Source organism: Thermodesulfovibrio yellowstonii DSM 11347 (assembly GCF_000020985.1).
Lineage (GTDB): Bacteria > Nitrospirota > Thermodesulfovibrionia > Thermodesulfovibrionales > Thermodesulfovibrionaceae > Thermodesulfovibrio > Thermodesulfovibrio yellowstonii.
Genome location: NC_011296.1, coordinates 423,653 through 443,933, shown reverse-complemented (window position 1 = coordinate 443,933; position 20,281 = coordinate 423,653). Strand labels below are relative to the sequence as shown.

The following is a 20,281-nucleotide window of genomic DNA, read 5'->3' as shown; positions in this document are numbered from 1 at the left end:
ATATGTTTGAAACTCTGAGAGAAAATAAATACTTTAACGAAGTAGTGAAATTTTTACAAGAAAAAAAACTTTACCAAAACTCTTATCTTGTGGGCGGTTCTGTGAGAGATTTGCTATTAAAGAGAGATTTAAAAGATATTGATTTTGCAATCAAAGGTGATTCAATAGATCTCGCAAAAGAGTTTTCAAGAAAAATAGGAGGAACCTTTGTTCTTCTTGATGAAGTATTTTCAATAGGTAGAGTCGTTAAAGATAATGTAACAATTGACTTTGCCCAATTAAGCGGAGAATCAATTGAAACAGACCTGAGCGAACGAGATTTCACAATAAATGCAATGGCTACAGACTTATCTCTTAAAAACCTCATTGATCCCTTTGGGGGGATGGAGGATTTAAAAAATAGATTAATAAAAATGGTAAAGGAAGAAAATCTAAAAGCAGACCCTCTGAGAATTCTGAGAGCTTACAGATTTCACGCTACTGTCAACTTTGACATAGAGAATAATACTCGTGAAGCCTTGAAAAAAAATGCCTTTCTCATGAAAGTGACAGCAAAAGAAAGAATAAAAGAGGAACTCTGGAAGATTCTCTCAGTGGACAATAGTGCAAGAACAGTTGAAATGATGGTAGAAGATGAGATATTCAAAGCATTTTTTAAAATGCCTGATTTATTACAAATCAGACCAAATCTTCAAGTACTGATAATAATTGAGGAAGCGCTAAGAAATCCAGAAAAAATCTTTACTCATCACAAAATTACCTTTAATCCAAACATTATAGCCTGTCTTAAATTCACAGGAATTTTTGGACACCATGCTTTATCTTTCATAAAACAGATTAAGCCATCAAAAAAGGAAGAAAGATTTGTAGAAAAACTAATAGAAGCTGGGGTTAGTATTAAAAAAGTAGAAACTCTTTTAGACAAAGTAAGATTTGTCAAAAATTATGAAAATGTTTTATATCCTGCTCTTATTTATGGTATAAGCACAGACCCTCTTGGAATGGCAAGAGCATGGTTCTACAGAGAAATTGAAAACTTTTATAAAAAAGTCTATCTCAAAAACAAAAAAAAGCTTCCACTCATTAAAGGAGAAGACATCCTTTCTCTCGGATTTGAGCCCTCTCCTCTGGTTGGCGAAATAATTGAAAGAATAGAAACTCTTGTTCTTGCGGGCAAAATTTCAAAAAAAGAGGAAGCTTTGGAGGAGATAAAGAGAAGATATGGGCAAAACAGGTTGTCGGAATGACAGAAAAAGGATAGAATAACAGGAAATATGATTTAATCTTATTCCCTGAAAATATTTCCTCCATGACAATCTATCGCTACAATTGCAGGAAAGTCCTTTAAAAGTAACTTTTTTATAGACTCTGTCCCCAGTTCAGGAAAGGCTATTTCCTCTGCTGAAACTATGTGTCTGCTAAGAAGTGCTCCAGCTCCTCCTGTGGCAAGAAAATAAACAGCTTTGTATTTCTTGATTGCTTTTACAACTTCTTCACTTCGTTGACCTTTGCCAATCATTCCTTTAATTCCTAATGAGAGCAGAAGCGGAGTGTAACTATCCATTCTTGATGATGTGGTAGGTCCTGCTGAGCCTATTGCTTTTCCTGGAGGTGCAGGTGTTGGTCCCACATAGTAGATAATCTGTCCTTTTAAGTCAAAGGGTAGAGGTGTATTATTATTTATCAACTCTACGAGCCTTTTATGTGCAGCATCTCTTGCTGTATACACATATCCGTTTATCAGAACCAAGTCACCTGCTTTTAATTGCTCAATTACTTCATCTGTAAGGGGTGTTTCAATTTTTATCTTTATGCCTTCAGTTTTTAGCCTGCTCATATCTCTGCCTCCTTATGCCTTGCAGAGTGACACTGTATGTTTACTGCTACAGGAAGAGATGCAATGTGGCATGGAGCATACTCAATATGAACAGCTAAGGCTGTAATCTTACCTCCTATGCCCATAGGACCTATGTTTAGTGCATTTATCTCCTCAAGAAGTTTTTTTTCAAGCTGTGCATAGGCAGGATTTCTGTTTGACTCTCCCACCTTTCTTAATAGAGCCTTTTTTGCCAAGATTGCGCACTTTTCAAAGTTGCCTCCAATTCCTACTCCAACAATAATTGGTGGGCAGGGATTGCCTCCTGCATTTTTAACTGTTTCAATGATAAAATCTTTCACGCCCTTTAATCCCTGTGCAGGTTTAAGCATTCTCAGGGCAGACATGTTTTCACTTCCAGCACCTTTTGGAGCAAGAGTTATTTTTACTCTATCGCCCATGACAGGCTCAAAATGAATAATGCATGGAGTGTTATCCTTTGTATTTTTCCTTTCAAAAACAGGGTCATCAACAACGCTTGCTCTAAGATACCCTTCTTTTACAGCAAGCCGGATACCTTCATTAAAAGCTTCCATTAGGTCACCATCTTCGTATATCGCCTCTAAACCCCATTCAACAAAAAGCACCGCTATTCCAGTATCCTGACAAAGTGGAACTCTATCTTGCAGAGCAATTTTTTGATTTTCAATAAGTTGATTCAGGATTTCCTTAGCCAATCCTTCTTCTTTTTCATAAGTTTCTAACAAACACTTAGAGACATCCTCTGGAAGAGAAATAACCGCATCCATGTAAAGTTTCTTTACTGTGTTTACAATGTCTTCTTTTTTTATCTTTCTCATGGCTCAATTAGATATTTAACACCCTCTCCTCTTGATAGTTTTTCAAAAGCTGTAGAAATCTCTGAAAGAGATATTTTACCTGAGATGAGCTCTTTTAGTTTCAATTTTTTTGATTTAATCAATTCATAGGCTTCACAAACATCCTGAGGATTATAATGAAAAGCCCCTTTGAGTGTTATTTCATCATAATGAATTCTTCCGGCATCATAGCAAACCTCAGTGCCTGTTTTAAGTCCACCGAATAGCAGAACAGTGCCACCTTTTCTAACATAATCAATGGAGCGTAGCCAAATTTCCTTCTGTCCTGTGCATTCAACAACTCTGTCATAACCAAAACCATCTGTAAAATCCAGAGGTTCTTCTCCAGAATAATAAATTCTATCAGCACCTAAGCTTTCAGCTAAACTAAGCTTATTTTTATTCCTTCCCATAACTGCTACACTAACACTCATGCTTTTTAAAACCTGAAGGAAAAGTAGCCCTACAGGACCTGTTCCAATTACAAGAACTTTATCTTTCTTTAAAGGTGAAAGAGCCTTTACTCCATGAACTATACATGAAAGAGGTTCAAGAAAAGCTGCTTCTTCAAAGGATATCTCTTCAGGCTTGTGAAACATGTTAATCTCAACAACTCTTTTCTTTACCACCATATATTCTGAAAAAGCTCCAAGCATCATGTCTTTTGTGAGAATCTCACATAAATTAAAAAGTCCATGCTTACAGTAAGAACATTCTCCACACGGTGCTGTGTGAACAAGCATAACCGCATCTCCTGCCTTGAAACCGTTTACAGCATCTCCTACTTTCTCAATAATTCCTGAAAACTCGTGTCCAAAAGGTCCTGGCATGGGTATTAAAGGATGTCCTCTCAAATAGGCTTTTAAATCTGTTCCACAAGTAAGTGCAGCTTTTACTCGGACTAAAACTTCTCCTTCTTTTAAGATTGATAACGGTTTTTCAACTATCTCTATTTTATTTGGGCTTACTAAGTAAGCTGTTTTCATTATATTTCATCCTTTTTTAAGCTTTCCTCGTAAAGCTCTTTTTTACTTAAACCGTATAACTCTGATACTATTTTAACAGCTTCTTTTCTACCTTTTCCTTTTTTCATTAGTTCTCTGACTTCTTTCAAAGCCTCCTCAATACTTCTATCTTTTTCTAAAGCACCCTCAATCACTATAACATACTCACCCGCTATTTTTGACTCCTCAAGTCTTTCTAATACCTCAGAAAGTCTTCCTCTCTGTACTTCCTCAAACATTTTGGTGAGTTCCCTTGCTACACATATTCTTCTGTCTCCAAATACTTCAAGCATATCATCCAGACTCTGGAGTATCCTGTGAGGAGCTTCATAAAAAACAAGGGTTCTTCTTTCAGAACTAAGCTCAAGAAGTTTCTTTCTTCTTTGTGTTTGTTTTACAGGAAGAAAACCTATGAATGTAAATTCTTCTGTGTTAAGTCCTGAAATACTTAAAGCAGCAATCAAGGCTGTTGGTCCTGGCACAGGAATTATCTCTATGTCTTCTTCAATTGCTCTTGATATAATAACTGCTCCAGGGTCTGATATTCCAGGTGTTCCCGCATCAGTTATCAAGGCTACATTGTGACCAGCTTTAATTTTTTGAATTATCTCCTCAGCCCGAACCTTTTCTTTTTCAGACCAGTAACTTATAAGAGGCTTTTTAATTTCGTAGTAGTTGAGAAGTTTGAGGCTATGTTCAGTATCTTCGCAGGCAATGTAGTCAACTTTTTTTAAAGTATCCAGTGCCCTCAATGTTATATCTTCAAGATTTCCAATTGGCGTTGAAACAATATAAAGTCTGCCCTTTGGCACTTACTCCTCCTTAAGAAGCTGTCTTAGACGTTTGTCAGCCCTAATAATCTCATCAGCGTTTTCGCCCGTAATATCCCAACTGTATTCTCCCTTTTTATCCCTATGAAGCTTTATTTTAACAGGTTTTTTAGGTTTTGCATACTGAAGAACTTTGTCTTTACTTGCCTGAACTTGAGGTTGTGTTTGAGGCTGGGAAAAGGAATTATCAATAAAAACAAGAGCTGAGAAAAATAAAACAACTAAAAAAATAGTAAAAAATCTTTTCACTTTGACCTCCTACTTAATAAGACTTTCCAAATCCAGATTATTTATTGTTACTGAAAAATTGTTTTGTTTGCTTTCTATTTGAATCTTCCCTAAAAAATCCAATTTTTTGACTCTATCACTATCAAAACTTTGAGAAGTTGTTAGTTTCAAAATTGCACAATGTTGAAATTTTCTATCATTTATCTTCAAATTTTTAAGATTTGTATAAAGTATCATCTTGAGAAGCCCATCTTTTATATCTGCCTTTGATGGTAATATTGACCTTTTACTATGCTTGCACTCTATAAGATAAATTATGTCATTTTGAATAATAACTTCATCACATGTGAAAAAGTAATATCCCCCAAGATAGTTTTTTATTGTTATTTGAACTTTTTGTCCATTTACTCTTTCTTTAGGCTGAATGGTTCTGCTTTCTCTAATTTGAGCTTTTTCCGCTAAATCTCTTGAATAATTGATAAATGAATTTTTTTCAGTGAGAACTTCTTTGATTCTTCTTTCTATCTCTTCATCAGAGTGTAATTCAACTTTGAGTTTTTTAGAAATTTTTCTGTAACTGTTTAAAGCCTTTTCTGTAATCTCTTTTATTTTTTCAATTTGAGAAATATTCCAGTGTAGAGCATCAGATTGATAAGAGGAAATCGCTCTTAATTCTTGCTTTATGTGTTCAAAATCAAACTTTTGATTGGTAATTTTATTTTCAAATTTTAAATTTTTCTGTGCTTCTTTGTAATAGGATATGATTACATAAACACCCAACAAACTCATTAAAGAAATTGTGTCCCATTGAATAAAATCACGATCTCCATCCTTACCCTCATCCTTTAGAACAGGGATTACAGTTACTCTTTTGCCCTGAAAAGCCAATGAATCATAAACTCTTGCATAAGGATATGATCTGGTTCTTTTTGGTGATACCCACCAGCTTAGCGCGAACTTATTATTTTTATCAAAATTTAAAATAAAAGTAGCATTTTTCTTGAAAGCATCCTCTAAATTTGAGAGGTTATATTCCTTTAAAGTACGACATGCAAAAGGAGTATATTGTATCCCTTCTATTTCAGCAAAAATATTCAACTTTTTCTTCCTCTCTAATTATAATTTCCAATCTATCCCCGTGTTCACCCAGCGAAAGTTGTCCCTCAAAACCAAGCTTTTTCTTTATCACAGATAACAAAGATTTATTTATTTCAATACCTATACTATTTCTACCAAGTTTTCTTGCTACTTTCATTGTTGTTCCCGAACCTGCGAAGGGATCCAACACTGTTTCTCCTATATAAGAAAACAGTTTAATAATCCTATAAGGTAACTCCTCTGGAAATGCTGCTATATCCTTTTCCAAAGAAGAATTGGGTAAAACATTAACCATCTCCCATAATGTTGAATACCATTTATTCTCTAAAAATTCTTTTTTATCAATTTTTGACTCTTCCTTTAAATCCTTCGGCACTGAACTATAATTAAATTTGCCTTTCTGAAATATGAGTATACTTTCAAGAAGGTTATCAGGATAAAAATACATAGGATAAGGATTCTGAAGAAGCACCCCACTTCGTCTGCTTATTCGTAGGTAGCCATCTGGTTTTTTCCAGATGATTCTGTCTCTATATTTAAAGCCTGCAGACTGAAAAATCTTTGTCACATCAGCAACAATTGTAAATTTTTCACCATCTATCAACATGTCATCAATATTTATAACTGCTACTCTGCCTTTCTTTAAAACTCTGTATGTTTCTTCTGCAACTTTTTGAATCATTTCAAAATAAGCCTCATAACTTTTAAACAGTCCCTTATAATCAAAAGGAGCATTAAAGTATGGTGGAGAGGTAATCATTAAATGAACGGATTCATCTTCAATCTCTTTCATGCTGGTAGCATCACCAATTATCAGTTTATGATAGGTTCCCATCTCATTCTCCTACTTAAATTTTGCAAAATATTCATGTATCTCTGGTCTTAACTTTATTCCAGCCCTTTCAAAACAATTTAAAACTTCCTCATAAGCCCCTTCACCACCAAGAAAGTTCCAGAATTCATCTGCAACCATCAACTCATTTTCTAAATCAAGCATTCCTTTCAGTGTCCAACGCTCATAGGGTTTGGGTTCATAGGGATTATATGGAATTGCTATATATGAATTGACCTTTGCCTCAGGATTTTCGTAGAAAAAGATAGCGAGCCACTCAAGAAGAGTTCTTTTATAACTCTTAAATTCACCAATATTTGGTTTTGCAGTTTTAATATCAAAAAGATGAATATTATCGTCATAGCTTATGACACAGAAATCAACCAACGTTGTTTTTAGTTTGACAATTTCTCCTTCTTGACAGACTCTTCTAATTCGCTCAATTTCTTCTTTTTTATCTGGATTTTTTCCAATTGTTAATTCATTTATTATATTTTGGATTTCTTTTTGAGCTTCCTTGCTTATTTTATTGCCTAATACATACCTTCTTTTTGCTTGTTTATGTTTTAACTTGGCTAAAGTCTCTGCAACTGGTTCAAAAATTGATGTGCCAAAAGTGGTATTTAAAGATTGGATGAAAGAAAATAAAGTCATCCTGTCTTTTCCAAGCAGTCTGTAATGGAAAGGCATATGAGAGGTTTCTGGATTATAAGATTGAAATTTTTTTCTTAAACTGTTGATTATTACTTTTTCAATTGTTTCATTTATATCACTACCTATTTCCATATTTATTTTTCCTTTAAATGAAAAATTGACTCTGAATATAGAGTTTCTCTGTTTTTTTCCACCCTGTTAAGAACAGGTCTTTTAAATTCTTCAACTATTCGCATCCCTGCTAATTCAGCAATTTTGGGATAGAGATTAAATTTATCGTTTGCAACAAGGAAAATATCGTAATTTTTTTGAAGAAATCTTTTGCAATTTTTTAAAACATCAGCAATTCCTTTAATATAAGACATTTTAGCTTCCTCTCCTTGTCCCTTATAAAGAGGTCCTATTTCCAATTCGTCTCTTCTTTCAAAACCGAACATCTCATAGGCATATGCATGCTGTTCATGGTAATCAATCAATCCCACATAGGGAGGGCTTGAAAATATACCTCTGAATTTTTTATTTATTAGTATGTTAGCAAAATCAGGATTAATGTTCTTAATTTGTTCAAATATATCAATTGCTTTACTATCTCCTGTTAAACATATCTGAAAAGTATCGGTTCTTATTTTTTCAAACTCTCTCAATCTTTTAATGGTATCTACTGTATATGTTTTCCACCAGTTTATAATTGAAAAAATAGGCTTACAAATCTTACCATGTTTTTTACAATAATAGGGTTCAAATACAGGCTCTTTTAAAGTTGCTAAATCTGAATGAGTTGTGGCTCTACAGGAACGAACAGTTCTACTCAAAATTATCATGATTACATTTTTAACATCTTTATCATTTATTTCTAAAACTTTCTCTTTCATAAACTCTATTTCATCTCTTACAGTAGATAGAAACCACTTATCAATGAATGCATCTTCCCTATCCTGTTTGAGTTTTATACTGTATTTATTAACTAATTTGTAGTAAAGTGGAAGAAAATCTTTTAATCTTTCATTTGCGTATTTGTTCTCGTCAATCTCTTTATTTCTAATTGCTATTTTAAAATCTGAAAATGGAAAATATTTGTTGTTAAATTTTGAAAGTTCTTCGTTTAGTTCATTTTCAAAAGATGATACTTTACTATTCTTATTAAAATCTTCAATTTCATCAGTCAATCTTTTTATTTCATTGTATATTTTTGAAATTTCATGCTTTTTTATTTTTATGTTGCTAATGAGTGAATTAAAGTAAGAAACATCAATTCCAACAGCATGAATTCCTAATTCATTTGCTTGAACAAGCGTTGTTCCACTCCCACAAAAAGGGTCTAAAACAATATCATCTTTTTTGAAATAAACTTCTTTTTTAAACTCATCTGTGTGAGAATCAAGAAAATATTCCACTAACTGAGGAATGAATTTACCCTTATAGGGATGTAATCTGTGAACATGTTTTGTTCTTTCAGATTCTTTATACTCACTGAAAGACAAATGCCAATTTATATCCTTAAAAATTGAACTTTTTTGATAAAGTTCGTTTCTGAAGGAGTCATAATAGTCTTTTAATTCATCTTTATCTATGAGAGGATTTCCATTGCTTCCATAGTTTTTGAGCCTTCCGTATTGAATTAAATATGCTATATTTGAAACAGTAATATTTTTCTTAAGATATTCTGTAGCCCATCGGGCGGCTTCTTTTGGAGTGATTAATTTTATATTCTGTTCTATAATATCCAAAACTTGCTGTTTATAACTTTCCATCTCATTCTCCAAATCTATTCGTAATCGGAAATCTCCAATCTTTGCCAAGGGAGACAGGAGATATTTTTATTCCAGGAGGTGACTGTCTACGCTTAAATTCAGCTTTCTTAACCATCCTTAAAACTTTTCTCACAGTGTCTCTGTCAAATCCTTGTTCCACTATTTCTTCTTCACTCATACATTTTTCAATATGCCTTTTTAGTATCTCATCAAGAATCTCATAGGGTGGTAAAGTATCCTGATCAGTCTGTCCAGGTCTTAGCTCTGCTGACGGTGGTTTTTTAAATATTCTTTCTGGAATTCTATCCCGTGATGCCCATTTTGCCACTCTGTAAACCTGTGTTTTATAAACATCTTTTATAACTGCAAATCCACCAGCCATGTCACCATACAATGTGGCATAGCCAACTGCCATCTCTGATTTATTTCCTGTTGTAATTACAAGCCAGCCGAATTTGTTTGAAATCGCCATAAGAATGTTTCCGCGAATTCTGCTTTGAATATTCTCTTCAGTTGTATCTTCTGGCAAGCCTTTAAAAGTATCCGCAAGCCTTCTGAGATACTCCTCAAAAATCTCATCTATGGAAATCTCTATAAGCTCAATCCCGAGATTTTTTACAAGTTCATAAACATCTTCTTTACTTTCCCTTGAAGTATATCTTGAAGGCATGAAAACTCCTGTAACTCTATCACTTCCCAATGCATCGGTTGCAACCAAAGCAACAAAGGAAGAGTCAATTCCTCCGCTTAAGCCAAGACATACTCTGCTAAAGCCATTTTTCTCTACATAGTCCCTTAAGCCTGTTTTCAAAGCCTTGAATATTTCTTCTTCTTCGCTAAGAATCTTTAGGCTGAAGGCTGAAGGCTGAAGAGACTGTACCGCTAAAGATTTTTTTTGCTCACCTGAAATTTTTATTATCTCTGCCCTTTCAAATTCAGATTCCCATCTTATTTTAGGTTCTCTCATTCTTACCCTTGTTACCTCTTCAAGGTCAAGGTCAACAACTATAAAGTCTTCTTCAAAGGCTTTGCCCATTGTAATTATCTCTCCTGAAGGAGAAATAACCATGCTTCTTCCATCAAAAACAATCTCATCCTGTCCACCCACTGTATTCAAATAGGCAATAAACACTCCCATGTCATAGGCTCTTGTTGAAAGCATCCTTAGTTTTTTTTCAAATTTGCCTGCATAAAAGGGTGAAGCAGATATATTAATTATCAACTCTGCTCCTGAGGATGCCTGAATAGGACTTGGTAATGTAGGATGGAATATATCTTCACAAATATTAACTCCAAATAAAACTCCGCTGTATTCATAAACAGAAGCTCTTTTGCCTGATTTGAAGTATCGCATCTCATCAAAAACACTGTAGTTGGGAAGATAAATCTTATGGTAGGTATCTATTACTTTTTGTTCAGCTAAAATAACTGCGGAGTTATAGAGGTCTTCTTCTTTTACAGGTAATCCAAGAATCATTACAAAATCTTTTACATTCTCAATCAATTTGTTCAAGGCTTCATTTGCTTTTTTTATAAAGGATGGATAGAAAAGAAGATCTTCTGGAGTATATCCTGTGAGGATTAATTCTGGAAAAACAATTATATCAGCCTTTTCTTTAACAGCTTTTTCTTTAAATGATAGAATTTTACTAAAATTACCCTCTATATCACCTACTATAGGATTTATCTGACATAGAGCTAATCTAATTTTTTTCATATATTACAGGTTGGACAGCACTTTATGGCATCAAAAGCATAAAGTATTCTTCTTTCCTTTGGAAGTCTTTCCTCGCTGTAGGGAATGAATTTTATATCTGGCAAAACTTTCAAAAACTCTTGCTTTGAGGGAATATCCATTGTTTCCTTAACCTCGCCCGTAAGCACATCTATAACCCTTCCCTCCTTCCCATCAGTAACCATAGCAAAAGGAATCTGATAGGGTTCAACTACTCTACAAAATGCAATCATGAATCTTTCCCATGAATCAATGGAAGCAGGAGTACATTTAATTGCAAATACAACCTTTCCTTCAAGGATTAAAAGAATATCAACAGATGTAACAAACTTTTCCTTATCTGATACAATAACTTCGTAGCCTTTATTGATTTCCATATCACTAAGTTTATAGCCACAATTTATTAACCTTTCTATCATTAACCTCTGAATATATCCAATACTTTGTGCAAAAAGTTCCTCCTCTTCCTTGATAATATCCCCAATAAGTTTTTTCCTCTCTTCTGGAGACTCAGGTGTTTTATTGAGTTGTATTTCCATCAATGCCTCCTACTGAGAAATTTTTTAACATTATATCAAAGTTATTTATTCAATATTTTTAAACAACAGCAGATAAAAAATCAAACATCGCAGGACAATTTGACGATAGAAATCTAAAAAACCTTTTCCTGTTTTTTCATGCTCTCTTTCGCAAGCTTAGGTGTACATCTAACTTTGCATTTTTTATGTTATGCTTAGGGATCTCCTCCTCCAAAAGGAGTAGAGCCCTCGCTTGGCTCGGGGTGATAGAAAAAGGAAGGAGACTCTTCAGGACTTCGCCCCTCAGAGTGACAGCTTAGGTATCATTGGAGGAGCGTTAGCGACGAGGAATCTCTGAATATAAACAAAATAAAAGGTCAGATTAAGGGTTTGTAAAGAATCAGGTTTTGTAAGTATAATAAAAACTTATGAGAAAGCTATCCGTTGCAATAATTGGTGCAGGTCCTGCTGGTATTGCTACAGCAGTAGAGTTAAAAACAGCGGGCATAAAAGATATCGCTATTTTTGAAAAGGCTGGTAATTTTTGTTATACAATAAGAAGACTCTATCCTGAAGGCAAAAGAGTGGACAGAAACTACAAAGGCATAAATATGATTTCAGAGGGAGTCTGTTCCTTTGAAACAGAAACAAAGGAACAATTTCTTGAAAGAATTGAAAAATATATTAAAGACTATAAAATAGAAATTTTTTACAATACGGAAATTAACGGGCTTGAAAGGTCTGGACAATATTATATTATTAAAGCTGGAACATATACGGTTGCCCATGCATATGTTGTAGTTATTGCTACAGGAGTTTTTGATAGACCCAGAAAGCCATCCTATCCCATTCCTGAAGAAATAAAAAATAGAGTTTTTTTTGAACTTCCTAAAGAATTACCAGAAGGAGAAAAAATACTAATTGTTGGAGGAGGAAATACAGCTGCTGAACTTGCCTGTATTCTATCAGGAAAATGCGATGTATACTTATCTTACAGAAGACCTGACTTTTTTAGAATAAATGAAGAAAATCTCAGAGAACTTGAAAAGAGAAAAGACCAAATAACCTTTTTTTTGGGCACAGAGATAAAAGCATTAGAGCCTGAAAAAGAAGCGGTAAAAGTTATATTCCATGATGGACATACTGAAGTATTCTCAAAAATTTTTTACTGTCTTGGAGGAAGCACGCCAAGAAACCTTCTTGAGAAAATGGGTATAAAATTTAAAGACTCGCTTCCAGATATTGATGAATTTGGAGAAAGCAATCTTGAAAGAGTTTTTCTTATCGGTGATGTAGCAGTCAAAAGAGGCAGTATAATTTACGCGTTTAACTCCGCTCACAGAGCTGTAGAAAGAATTCTTGAAAAGTATCACATTCTATTCAACAGCTCGTCTTGAAATTTTTATTGCACAAAACTCACCACACATACTGCATACTTTTTCATCTTCAAGAGGTGGTCTTTCTGAACGCATTGAATGAACTTTGTCTGGATCAAAGGATAGAGAAATCTGACTCTGCCAGTCAAAATTTCTCCTTGCCTCTGCCATTTTGTTGTCTCTCTGCCACGCTTTTGCATAACCTTTTGCAATGTCTGCAGCATGAGCTGCTATCCGTGAAGCAATAACTCCCTCTTTCACATCTTCTTTATCAGGAAGTCTTATATGCTCTGACGGAGTTACATAACATAGAAAATCCGCACCATACATGCCTGCTAAAGCGCCACCTATTGCTGCTGCAATATGGTCATAACCCATCGCACAATCTGTTACAAGTGGACCCAAAACATAAAATGGTGCTTCTTTACAAATGCTTTTCTGAAGCTTAATATTTGTCTCAACATGATTTAAAGGAAGATGCCCAGGACCTTCAATTATGCATTGAACTCCTTCTGAAATAGCTATGTCTTTTAATTTGCCAATAGTTATAAGTTCAATTAATTGATATCTATCTGTTGCATCGGCAAGGCATCCAGGTCTTAATCCATCTCCAAGACTAAGTGTTAAATCATACTTTTTAGCAAGCTCAAGAAGCCTATCAAAGTATTCATAAAGAGGATTTTCCTTGTCATGATAGCATATCCAGTCTGCAAGTATTGAACCTCCTCTGCTAACAATTGGCAAAACTCTGTCACCAGATTTAAGCATTTCAACAATCTTTTTTGTAACTCCGCAGTGAACAGTTACAAAATCTACTCCATCCTTTGCATGTTCCTCTATAACATTAAATATATCATCAACTGTCATTTTTACAATATTTCCATATTTTTCAATTGCTCTCACAGCAACTTCATAAATTGGAACAGTCCCGATACTTACGGATGAATGCTTAAGTATTGCCCTCCTCATTTCTGTGAGCGGACCTCCTGTGGAAAGGTCCATTACCGCATCTGCTCCGTATTTTACAGCAATATCAAGCTTTTCAAGCTCCTCCTGTATATCTGTCTTGTCTCTTGAAGTTCCTATGTTGGCATTTATCTTGGTTCTAAGTCCTTTACCAATTCCGAGAGGTTTTATATTCCTTAAAATATTTCTTGTTATAACAACCCTTCCCTCTGCAATATTCTGTGAAAGCTCTTCAGGAAAAACTCCTTCCTCTTGGGCCACCTGCCTTACTTCCTCAGTGATTATTCCTTTTTTAGCCATTTCTATTCTTGTCATATGTTTTCTCCTAAAATTTCTTTAAATTTTTTGACTGTTCCTTCAATATTCCTTTGAGCAAGTATACCACTTATCAGAGCAATTCCGTCACAGTAGGGAATTAACTCATGAACATTTTCCAGCTTAATTCCTCCAAGTGCAAAAACTTTGCATTTTACAGATTCTTTAACCTCCTTTAATTTTTCCACTCCCTGAGGTTCTCCATAGTGAGCCTTTGATGGAGTATGGAAAATAGGACTGAAGGTAATAAAATCAGCCCATTCTGATGCCTCCTTTGCCTCATCAATAGAGTGAGTTGATACACCTATTAGAAATCTATCTTTCCATACTTCTCTTACAATACGAGGAGGAAACCCACTCTGTGGAAGATGAACTCCATCAGCTTCAACAGCCAAAGCTATATCAATTCTGTCATTTATGAATAGCATGGCATCATTTCTTTTAGTTATCTCTCTCAATTTTTTTGCAAGATTGTAAAGCTCCTTTGCTGTCAAATCCTTCTCCCTCAACTGCAAAGCCTTAATACCTGCCTTCAAAGCAATTTCTACTGCTCGGAAAAAAGTTTCTTTATTGGGAAAAATCTTCCTATCACTTATAAGATAAAGCTTAAAATTCATGTAAGCATTCCCTCAATAGGTGAACTTGCTGATGCATAAAGTTTTTTAGGAATTCTACCTGCTCTGTATGCTAATCTACCCGCAATGCACGCATGTTTCAATGCTTCAGCCATCATGATAGGGTCTTTTGCACCAGCAATTGCAGTGTTTACCAATACAGCATCGCAACCAAGTTCCATAGCAATTGATACATCAGATGCTGTTCCAACTCCTGCATCAACAATTACAGGTATGTTAACAGTTTCAAGAATTATCTTTATATTATATGGATTTCTTATACCAAGCCCTGAACCAATTGGCGCGCCAAGAGGCATAACAGCAGCAGCACCTGCATCAACGAGTCTCTTTGCTGTTATTGGGTCATCATTTGTATATGGAAATACAATAAACCCTTCCTTTGCAAGAATCTCTGTTGCTTTAAGAAGTCCACATACATCTGGAAAAAGTGTTTTCTCATCTCCAATAACCTCAAGCTTAACCATGTCTGAAACACCTGCTTCTCTTGCTAATCTTGCATATCTTAAAGCATCTTCAACCGTGTAGCAACCTGCGGTGTTTGGTAGAATTTTGTATTTTTTGGGATCAATATAGTCAAGAAGGTTTTCCTTTGAACGGTCTATAATATTCACTCTTCTTACCGCGACCGTAACTACGTCTGTTCCAGAGGCTTCTATTGCACGAGCAGTTTCTTCAAAGCTTTTATACTTGCCTGTACCTACCCATAGCCTTGATTTAAATTCAATTCCTCTTATTACTAATGAGTCATTCATTTTATCCTCCTCCAACAAAATTAACGATTTCTATAGAATCGCCTTCTTTTATTTTATAGTCAGCAAATCTATCTCTTTTTATAATTTCAAGATTCACTTCAACAACAACTCTCTGAGGGTTTATATCAAGCTCTTTTAAAAGTTCTTCTATTGTTTTCGCTTTCACATCTATGTCATTGCCATTTAGTTTTAGCTTCATAAAACCTCCTAAATAAAAAACCTCTATCCCTGAAGGATAGAGGCTGTTTTTTACTCAGTCTCTCCCTTTCCCTCCGCCGGTATTATCCGGATCAGGTTCAAGGGGTCTTCCCTTATCGGGAACTCTCAGGTCTTTTGACCTCCCCCAGGGATTAGTTAATTCTATAAATTTAGAACATAATCTGTCAATGTTCTCAATCTTGTGATTTTAAATTACTAAACCTTAAATCTTCCTATTGCTGTATTTAATTCTCCACCCAATCTTGCTATATCACTTGCTGTCTGAGCTGACTGATCCACTGCAAGAGATATCTCCTTTGAACCCTCTGCTATGCTTCCTATATCCTGTGTTATATGGTCTGTCACTGAAGACATCTCCTCTGTTGCAGATGCTATCTGTTGTATCATTGACTGAAGTTCCTGTGCTTTGCTCAGTATCTGCCCAAGTATCTCTGCTGACTTGTTGCTTAGCTCAACTCCACTTGCCACCTTTTTCGTTGCATCTTCCATTGAACCCTCTGCTACATCTACCTCTGTCTGTATTCCTCTTATCATCTCTGCTATCTCATCTGTTGCCTTTGTTGTCCTCTCTGCTAATTTTCTTACTTCATCTGCAACAACTGCAAAGCCTCTTCCTTGCTCTCCTGCCCGAGCTGCCTCTATTGCTGCATTCAATGCAAGTAGATTTGTCTGGTCTGCTATGTCTTTGATCACTGTTACTATCTCTCCTATCTGACGAGAACGGTCTCCTAATACATTGATTACTTCTGAAAGTTTCCCTATTGCTCCTTCAATTACTTTTATCTCTTGTGCTGTGTTCATTGTCATGTCTTTTCCTTCTTTTGCAACACTGGCTGTTGTTACACTTACTTCTGCTATGTTTGATGCGTTCTTTGCTATGTCAACTACTGTCTGGCTCATTTCTTCTGCTGCAGAGGCTATCTGGCTTGCTCTTTCTGTCTGGGATTTGAGGTTTCTTGATATCTCTTCTGTTGTTGCTGAAAGTTCTTCAGAAGATGATGCAAGAGAGCTTGAGATTGTCTTTGATTCTGCTATAAGGCGTTTTATGCTTGTTATTGCTTCATGCACTGATTGTGCAATCATTCCAAGTTCGTCTTTGCTTTCTACTCTTATATCAACTGATAGGTCTCCTTGTGCTACTTTCTCAAGTGCTCCTTTTAGTTGGGTAACAGGTTTCTTGACTGAACGGGAGATGAAGAGAGCAAAGAAAATTCCGATACAGGCACTCGCGAGTGATATAACAATTAATATAACTATTTGAGTTCTAATGGAAGTTTTGATTTCATTCACTCTTTTACTTAAATTTTCATGTTGAAAGCTCACAGCAGCATCAAGTGACTTGTTAATCCTTTCAACTTTCTTAGGCAACTCTTTGTTAAAAAATGCTATAGCTTCCTTATTTTTTCCTGCAAAACTTAGTTCTATAACTTTATTATTTGCCGATGCAGCATCTTTTATAGCATTTTCTATTTCTTGTAGTATTTTCTTTCCCTGCTCAGAACGGGTAACTTTTTCTAAAGTTTCAAATTTTTCTTTATAAATCTTCCTATGCTCATCAATTTCTTTTTTCATCTCCTCTTTTCGCTTTATATCATCAGTCAGCATTATGTCTCTTATGGTGGTCAATATATCTTTAACTTCTTTCCTTATAATTGCTGCATCATTTAGCTTATTTGTTCTTTCATCAATATCTCCTAACTTTCCTTCAATGGCTGTCAATTGGGTGAACACCAAAAATCCAAGAATTATTAGTAATGCTATAACAACCCCAAAACCAATCCCGAGTTTTTTACCAATTGTAAGGTTCTTAAACATACTCTTCCCCTCCTTTTTTTAGTTTAAGATTGTTCAAAAACTTGCAATTTATTGAAAATCAATAAACTACAAGCTGTGTTATTTTTAAATTGCATCCATCTATCATATCTCTCATTTTTCTATCATTCCGCCCCACCTGTCATTCAAGGAACATAAGCAACGAGGAATCTCCTCTGTTTTTTCTCAAATGGAACAAATCAGAGATTCCTCAGGGTCATTGAGACCCTTCGGAATGACAGAAAGAAATTGACCAGCCCTATTGATTGCAAAAAATTCTTTTCAATGAACATAATTATTTTTTGAATTCACTTCTCACCAAAAATAAATGCAGCAAAAATCATGCCTGACTTTTTCAAATATAAAACGTCTTAATAATTAAAGAAAAAATTAGAGCATTTAAATTTGCGTTACTTTTTGTAGCAATAAAATGTATATTTTGGTAACATTTTATTGCTATTTATAGGTTAAACAAAATTGTATAATATTTTCAATGAAAAAATTCAGATATTACAATGCTATATAAAAATTTTTACTTAGTATCTACTTGATGGATTTCAGTAAGTCCCATAGCATACTCTTTCAATCAACTCCTCCTTTTTCATTGAAAGAGCTTTATGGGCGTAAAGGAGGACTCCAAAGGTATTTAATATGTCTCTATCTATAAGTGGGGTGTCTCTGTTTTCCTTTAATATCTGCACAATAACTGAAATTTCTGACGTTACTCTGTCTTTCTGTATCTTTCTTTCAGAAAGAAGTATACCACCCATTAATTTTAAGTTTTTTTCTGTAAGAAAGGAATCAAAAAACTCTCTGGCTGGCATTCCAAACTGGGGCATTTCTAAATTTAGTTTTTGTGCAGTAATCCTTAGAAGATTTCCTCTTATGTGTCCTATTTTTGGAATAGCACCAAATAGGGAATATCCGATTGGTATTCCATATTTTATGGTATGGGCAAGGGAGAGTATTTCCTGATTTGAAAGTAGCATCACTTTAAGCTTTCTAAGTTCAAGTAAAGCACGCATAAGATGCAGAGCATCTGTTCTTATTGCTGAAAACTCTCCAGGAGGACTAACAATATTTGGATAATAAAAGGTCAAACCCTCAGTAAAGAAAATAAACTGATGGGTATTGTCATTTATACAGGAAGAGCCAAATCTGGACAGTTTGCTATAAACCATTGACAAATCCTTATGAAATCTTTCAGCATTTTCAATAAAAGGAAAAAGTCCATCAAATCTTCTCATGTGAAGAAGAGGTCTTATAACTGCTGGAAGTTCTGAAAATTCAGCCATTTTGTTAAGCCTTATCAAAAATTCTTCAAACCTAAGCGGAGGAATACCGCTTCTTACGCAGAATGCTCCTTTTTTAGTAAGAGAATCTTCAGTAATGTATCCATTCTGCCTGAGAAACCCTTCAATTTCTTTTACAGCAGACTCTGAAACATTTTTAAGGGAAAAGGTCTTTTTTAAAAAATCTCTGTATCTACTTCCAAGATAAAGATATCCAACAGGAATCCAGAGACTCAGAGCATCAATGAATGAGCTTGCTTCTGTATACATTAATTCGGTTTTCAGTGTTCCTGTGAGGCTTTTAGTTATTGATTCTTTAAGAGAGTCTTCCTTTATTCCGTAAAGTAGCCAGTCTGAGTATCCAATTTCTTTTATTCCAAGTCTGCCGGCTCTTCCTTCTTCCTGAAGTATGTCAAGAACATCAGGTATGTATCTGTAGACAAAGTTCTGCATATCAAACCATCCCTTAATTGCAATTATTGTTCTGTCTGCAGGAAGATTAACTCCATAGGCAAGTGTCTGGGTGGCAATGAGAATATTGAGATTGCCATATCTGAATTCCCTTTCTATTAAATGTCTTTCTTCCTGTGGAATATCAGCATTATGGAAGGCTATTTCAGTGCCTGTGAGTTTTACTTCAAAGGGAGCTGTTACATTCATAACTGATAAGCCATACTGCTGGGCATACTCAAGAATTCTCCAGCCAAGAGTTTTCTTCGGGACAAAAACAAGCACCTTTTCTTCATTTTGTTTCAATTTCATTACAGCACCAAGTATTTTTGAAGCTAATTTTGATTCCGCTCCATCCGACACTTTAACTACTGGTTTAAAATCTTTAAGGAGATGCAGGTTTCTCTGAAGAGGAACAGGTCTCCAGTCACTTTTTATGACAAGCTCACAGTTCATCCATTCTGCAATCTCTTTTAAACCAGGAAGTGTTGCTGAAAGCCCGATAACTGGAATGCCTCTTTCAATGGCATAAACTATGGCTTCCTCCACAATCCATTTCTTTACAATGTGATGTATCTCATCAAAAACAATACAGTCTATATTCTGTAGCCAGCCTCCTCTGTTACGGAATGTGTAAGCCATGTTTTCATAGGTGCTTAACACAAGCTCCTGTGTTACTGGCTTAAGAAGTTCAACTATATTGTCTCCTGTTCTTACGCTGAGGCTGCTATAAAATGTCTTGAATTCTCTTGCCTTTTCATAAACTAAGGATTTTGTAGGAGCTGAATAAAGTTTTATTCCACCTCTGTTATTTTTAAGAAAGAAAAGATATCCTATAAGGCTTTTACCAGCTGAGGAAGGTGCTGATACAATAGCATTTCCATTTTTGTAAAGATGATAAAAAAGACTCTGTAGGGGATTAAGAAATTTGTAAGGTATTCTTGAATGTATGGTAGAGCTTTTTACAAGCTCTGCTTCTTTTTTTATTCCGTCAAGCTCATAGACAGCTTTGCCTTTACCATCAAGACTGAAAAGGCTTTCTTTTAGAAGAATTGCTTCTTTCATAAAATCCTTCACTTTTACACTTTTAATTTAAAAGATTAAATAAGAATAAAAACCG

At 35.0% G+C, this 20,281-nt stretch carries 19 protein-coding genes and 1 riboswitch; of the genes, 2 read left to right on the top strand and 17 right to left on the bottom strand.

What is annotated here, in order from left to right; translation table 11 throughout:
• Positions 1–2 precede the first annotated feature (2 nt).
• A complete protein-coding gene (locus THEYE_RS02275; RefSeq protein ID WP_012545891.1) occupies positions 3–1,247 on the top strand; it encodes a tRNA nucleotidyltransferase/poly(A) polymerase-related protein in 1,245 nt (414 codons plus the stop codon).
• Positions 1,248–1,285: 38 nt separating this feature from the next.
• Here THEYE_RS02275 and THEYE_RS02270 read toward each other — a convergent pair whose 3' ends face one another.
• The 11 genes from THEYE_RS02270 to THEYE_RS02220 are packed head-to-tail and all read right to left on the bottom strand — an operon-like array spanning position 1,286 to position 11,365.
• Complete coding sequence (locus THEYE_RS02270; RefSeq protein WP_012545215.1) at positions 1,286–1,837, bottom strand: Fe-S-containing hydro-lyase; 552 nt, start codon at positions 1,835–1,837, stop codon at positions 1,286–1,288.
• Positions 1,834–2,676, bottom strand: coding sequence for a fumarate hydratase (locus THEYE_RS02265; protein WP_012546091.1), 843 nt, complete (start codon positions 2,674–2,676; stop codon positions 1,834–1,836). Before THEYE_RS02265 ends, THEYE_RS02270 begins: the two co-directional genes overlap by 4 nt.
• On the bottom strand, positions 2,673–3,680 hold the full coding sequence (locus THEYE_RS02260; RefSeq protein ID WP_012545565.1) for a zinc-dependent alcohol dehydrogenase: 1,008 nt from the start codon (positions 3,678–3,680) through the stop codon (positions 2,673–2,675). The genes THEYE_RS02265 and THEYE_RS02260 overlap by 4 nt, the downstream gene beginning before the upstream one ends.
• Positions 3,680–4,510, bottom strand: coding sequence for a 16S rRNA (cytidine(1402)-2'-O)-methyltransferase (gene rsmI / locus THEYE_RS02255; protein WP_012546504.1), 831 nt, complete (start codon positions 4,508–4,510; stop codon positions 3,680–3,682). The genes THEYE_RS02260 and rsmI overlap by 1 nt, the downstream gene beginning before the upstream one ends.
• Positions 4,511–4,777, bottom strand: a complete 267-nt coding sequence (locus tag THEYE_RS02250) for a hypothetical protein (RefSeq protein WP_012545816.1) — start codon at positions 4,775–4,777, stop codon at positions 4,511–4,513.
• A gap of 9 nt (positions 4,778–4,786) precedes the next feature.
• The gene (locus THEYE_RS02245) at positions 4,787–5,854 is read right to left on the bottom strand and encodes a hypothetical protein (RefSeq protein WP_012546662.1); all 1,068 of its coding nucleotides are present in this window, start codon (positions 5,852–5,854) and stop codon (positions 4,787–4,789) included.
• Positions 5,838–6,689, bottom strand: a complete 852-nt coding sequence (locus THEYE_RS02240; protein ID WP_012545553.1) for a DNA-methyltransferase — start codon at positions 6,687–6,689, stop codon at positions 5,838–5,840. Before THEYE_RS02240 ends, THEYE_RS02245 begins: the two co-directional genes overlap by 17 nt.
• A gap of 9 nt (positions 6,690–6,698) precedes the next feature.
• Positions 6,699–7,472, bottom strand: coding sequence for a TdeIII family type II restriction endonuclease (locus THEYE_RS02235; protein ID WP_012546419.1), 774 nt, complete (start codon positions 7,470–7,472; stop codon positions 6,699–6,701).
• 2 nt (positions 7,473–7,474) lie between these two features.
• Positions 7,475–9,091, bottom strand: a complete 1,617-nt coding sequence (locus THEYE_RS02230; protein ID WP_012545223.1) for a DNA methyltransferase — start codon at positions 9,089–9,091, stop codon at positions 7,475–7,477.
• Between the two features lies 1 nt (position 9,092).
• A complete protein-coding gene (locus THEYE_RS02225) occupies positions 9,093–10,808 on the bottom strand; it encodes an NAD+ synthase (protein ID WP_012545979.1) in 1,716 nt (571 codons plus the stop codon).
• Positions 10,805–11,365, bottom strand: coding sequence for a type I restriction enzyme HsdR N-terminal domain-containing protein (locus THEYE_RS02220; protein WP_012545918.1), 561 nt, complete (start codon positions 11,363–11,365; stop codon positions 10,805–10,807). The genes THEYE_RS02225 and THEYE_RS02220 overlap by 4 nt, the downstream gene beginning before the upstream one ends.
• 407 nt (positions 11,366–11,772) lie before the next feature.
• Between THEYE_RS02220 and THEYE_RS02215 the strand changes: the two genes are divergently transcribed.
• Positions 11,773–12,741 carry an NAD(P)-binding domain-containing protein gene (locus THEYE_RS02215; RefSeq protein WP_012546724.1) on the top strand — a complete coding sequence of 323 codons (969 nt, stop codon included), beginning with the start codon at positions 11,773–11,775 and terminating at the stop codon, positions 12,739–12,741.
• On the opposite strand, the gene thiC is transcribed toward THEYE_RS02215, so the two are convergent.
• The 6 genes from thiC to THEYE_RS02185 form a co-directional block, all read right to left on the bottom strand.
• A complete protein-coding gene (gene thiC / locus THEYE_RS02210) occupies positions 12,721–14,001 on the bottom strand; it encodes a phosphomethylpyrimidine synthase ThiC (RefSeq protein ID WP_012546777.1) in 1,281 nt (426 codons plus the stop codon). The two genes, THEYE_RS02215 and thiC, sit on opposite strands and share 21 nt — an antisense overlap.
• Positions 13,998–14,618: a thiamine phosphate synthase gene (gene thiE, locus THEYE_RS02205; RefSeq protein WP_012545604.1), complete on the bottom strand. Its 621-nt coding sequence runs from the start codon at positions 14,616–14,618 to the stop codon at positions 13,998–14,000. Before thiE ends, thiC begins: the two co-directional genes overlap by 4 nt.
• Entirely contained in the window at positions 14,615–15,388 is a 774-nt protein-coding gene (locus THEYE_RS02200) for a thiazole synthase (RefSeq protein WP_012545324.1), read from the bottom strand. The genes thiE and THEYE_RS02200 overlap by 4 nt, the downstream gene beginning before the upstream one ends.
• 1 nt (position 15,389) lies before the next feature.
• On the bottom strand, positions 15,390–15,587 hold the full coding sequence (gene thiS / locus THEYE_RS02195; protein ID WP_012546191.1) for a sulfur carrier protein ThiS: 198 nt from the start codon (positions 15,585–15,587) through the stop codon (positions 15,390–15,392).
• Between the two features lie 50 nt (positions 15,588–15,637).
• Positions 15,638–15,743: riboswitch (TPP riboswitch) on the bottom strand.
• A gap of 59 nt (positions 15,744–15,802) precedes the next feature.
• Positions 15,803–17,422: a methyl-accepting chemotaxis protein gene (locus THEYE_RS02190; RefSeq protein WP_012546101.1), complete on the bottom strand. Its 1,620-nt coding sequence runs from the start codon at positions 17,420–17,422 to the stop codon at positions 15,803–15,805.
• A gap of 554 nt (positions 17,423–17,976) precedes the next feature.
• A complete protein-coding gene (locus THEYE_RS02185; RefSeq protein WP_012545253.1) occupies positions 17,977–20,226 on the bottom strand; it encodes a DEAD/DEAH box helicase in 2,250 nt (749 codons plus the stop codon).
• Positions 20,227–20,281: the final 55 nt, after the last annotated feature.

Bases quoted from the DNA above. Each gene is read 5' to 3' on its own strand.
- THEYE_RS02275 (WP_012545891.1), top strand. From the start codon at position 3: ATGTTTGAAACTCTGAGAGAAAATAAATACTTTAACGAAGTAGTGAAA.
- THEYE_RS02270 (WP_012545215.1), bottom strand. From the start codon at position 1,837: ATGAGCAGGCTAAAAACTGAAGGCATAAAGATAAAAATTGAAACACCC.
- THEYE_RS02265 (WP_012546091.1), bottom strand. From the start codon at position 2,676: ATGAGAAAGATAAAAAAAGAAGACATTGTAAACACAGTAAAGAAACTT.
- THEYE_RS02260 (WP_012545565.1), bottom strand. From the start codon at position 3,680: ATGAAAACAGCTTACTTAGTAAGCCCAAATAAAATAGAGATAGTTGAA.
- THEYE_RS02240 (WP_012545553.1), bottom strand. From the start codon at position 6,689: ATGGGAACCTATCATAAACTGATAATTGGTGATGCTACCAGCATGAAA.
- THEYE_RS02235 (WP_012546419.1), bottom strand. From the start codon at position 7,472: ATGGAAATAGGTAGTGATATAAATGAAACAATTGAAAAAGTAATAATC.
- THEYE_RS02230 (WP_012545223.1), bottom strand. From the start codon at position 9,091: ATGGAAAGTTATAAACAGCAAGTTTTGGATATTATAGAACAGAATATA.
- THEYE_RS02225 (WP_012545979.1), bottom strand. From the start codon at position 10,808: ATGAAAAAAATTAGATTAGCTCTATGTCAGATAAATCCTATAGTAGGT.
- THEYE_RS02220 (WP_012545918.1), bottom strand. From the start codon at position 11,365: ATGGAAATACAACTCAATAAAACACCTGAGTCTCCAGAAGAGAGGAAA.
- THEYE_RS02215 (WP_012546724.1), top strand. From the start codon at position 11,773: ATGAGAAAGCTATCCGTTGCAATAATTGGTGCAGGTCCTGCTGGTATT.
- thiC (WP_012546777.1), bottom strand. From the start codon at position 14,001: ATGACAAGAATAGAAATGGCTAAAAAAGGAATAATCACTGAGGAAGTA.
- thiE (WP_012545604.1), bottom strand. From the start codon at position 14,618: ATGAATTTTAAGCTTTATCTTATAAGTGATAGGAAGATTTTTCCCAAT.
- THEYE_RS02200 (WP_012545324.1), bottom strand. From the start codon at position 15,388: ATGAATGACTCATTAGTAATAAGAGGAATTGAATTTAAATCAAGGCTA.
- thiS (WP_012546191.1), bottom strand. From the start codon at position 15,587: ATGAAGCTAAAACTAAATGGCAATGACATAGATGTGAAAGCGAAAACA.
- THEYE_RS02190 (WP_012546101.1), bottom strand. From the start codon at position 17,422: ATGTTTAAGAACCTTACAATTGGTAAAAAACTCGGGATTGGTTTTGGG.
- THEYE_RS02185 (WP_012545253.1), bottom strand. From the start codon at position 20,226: ATGAAAGAAGCAATTCTTCTAAAAGAAAGCCTTTTCAGTCTTGATGGT.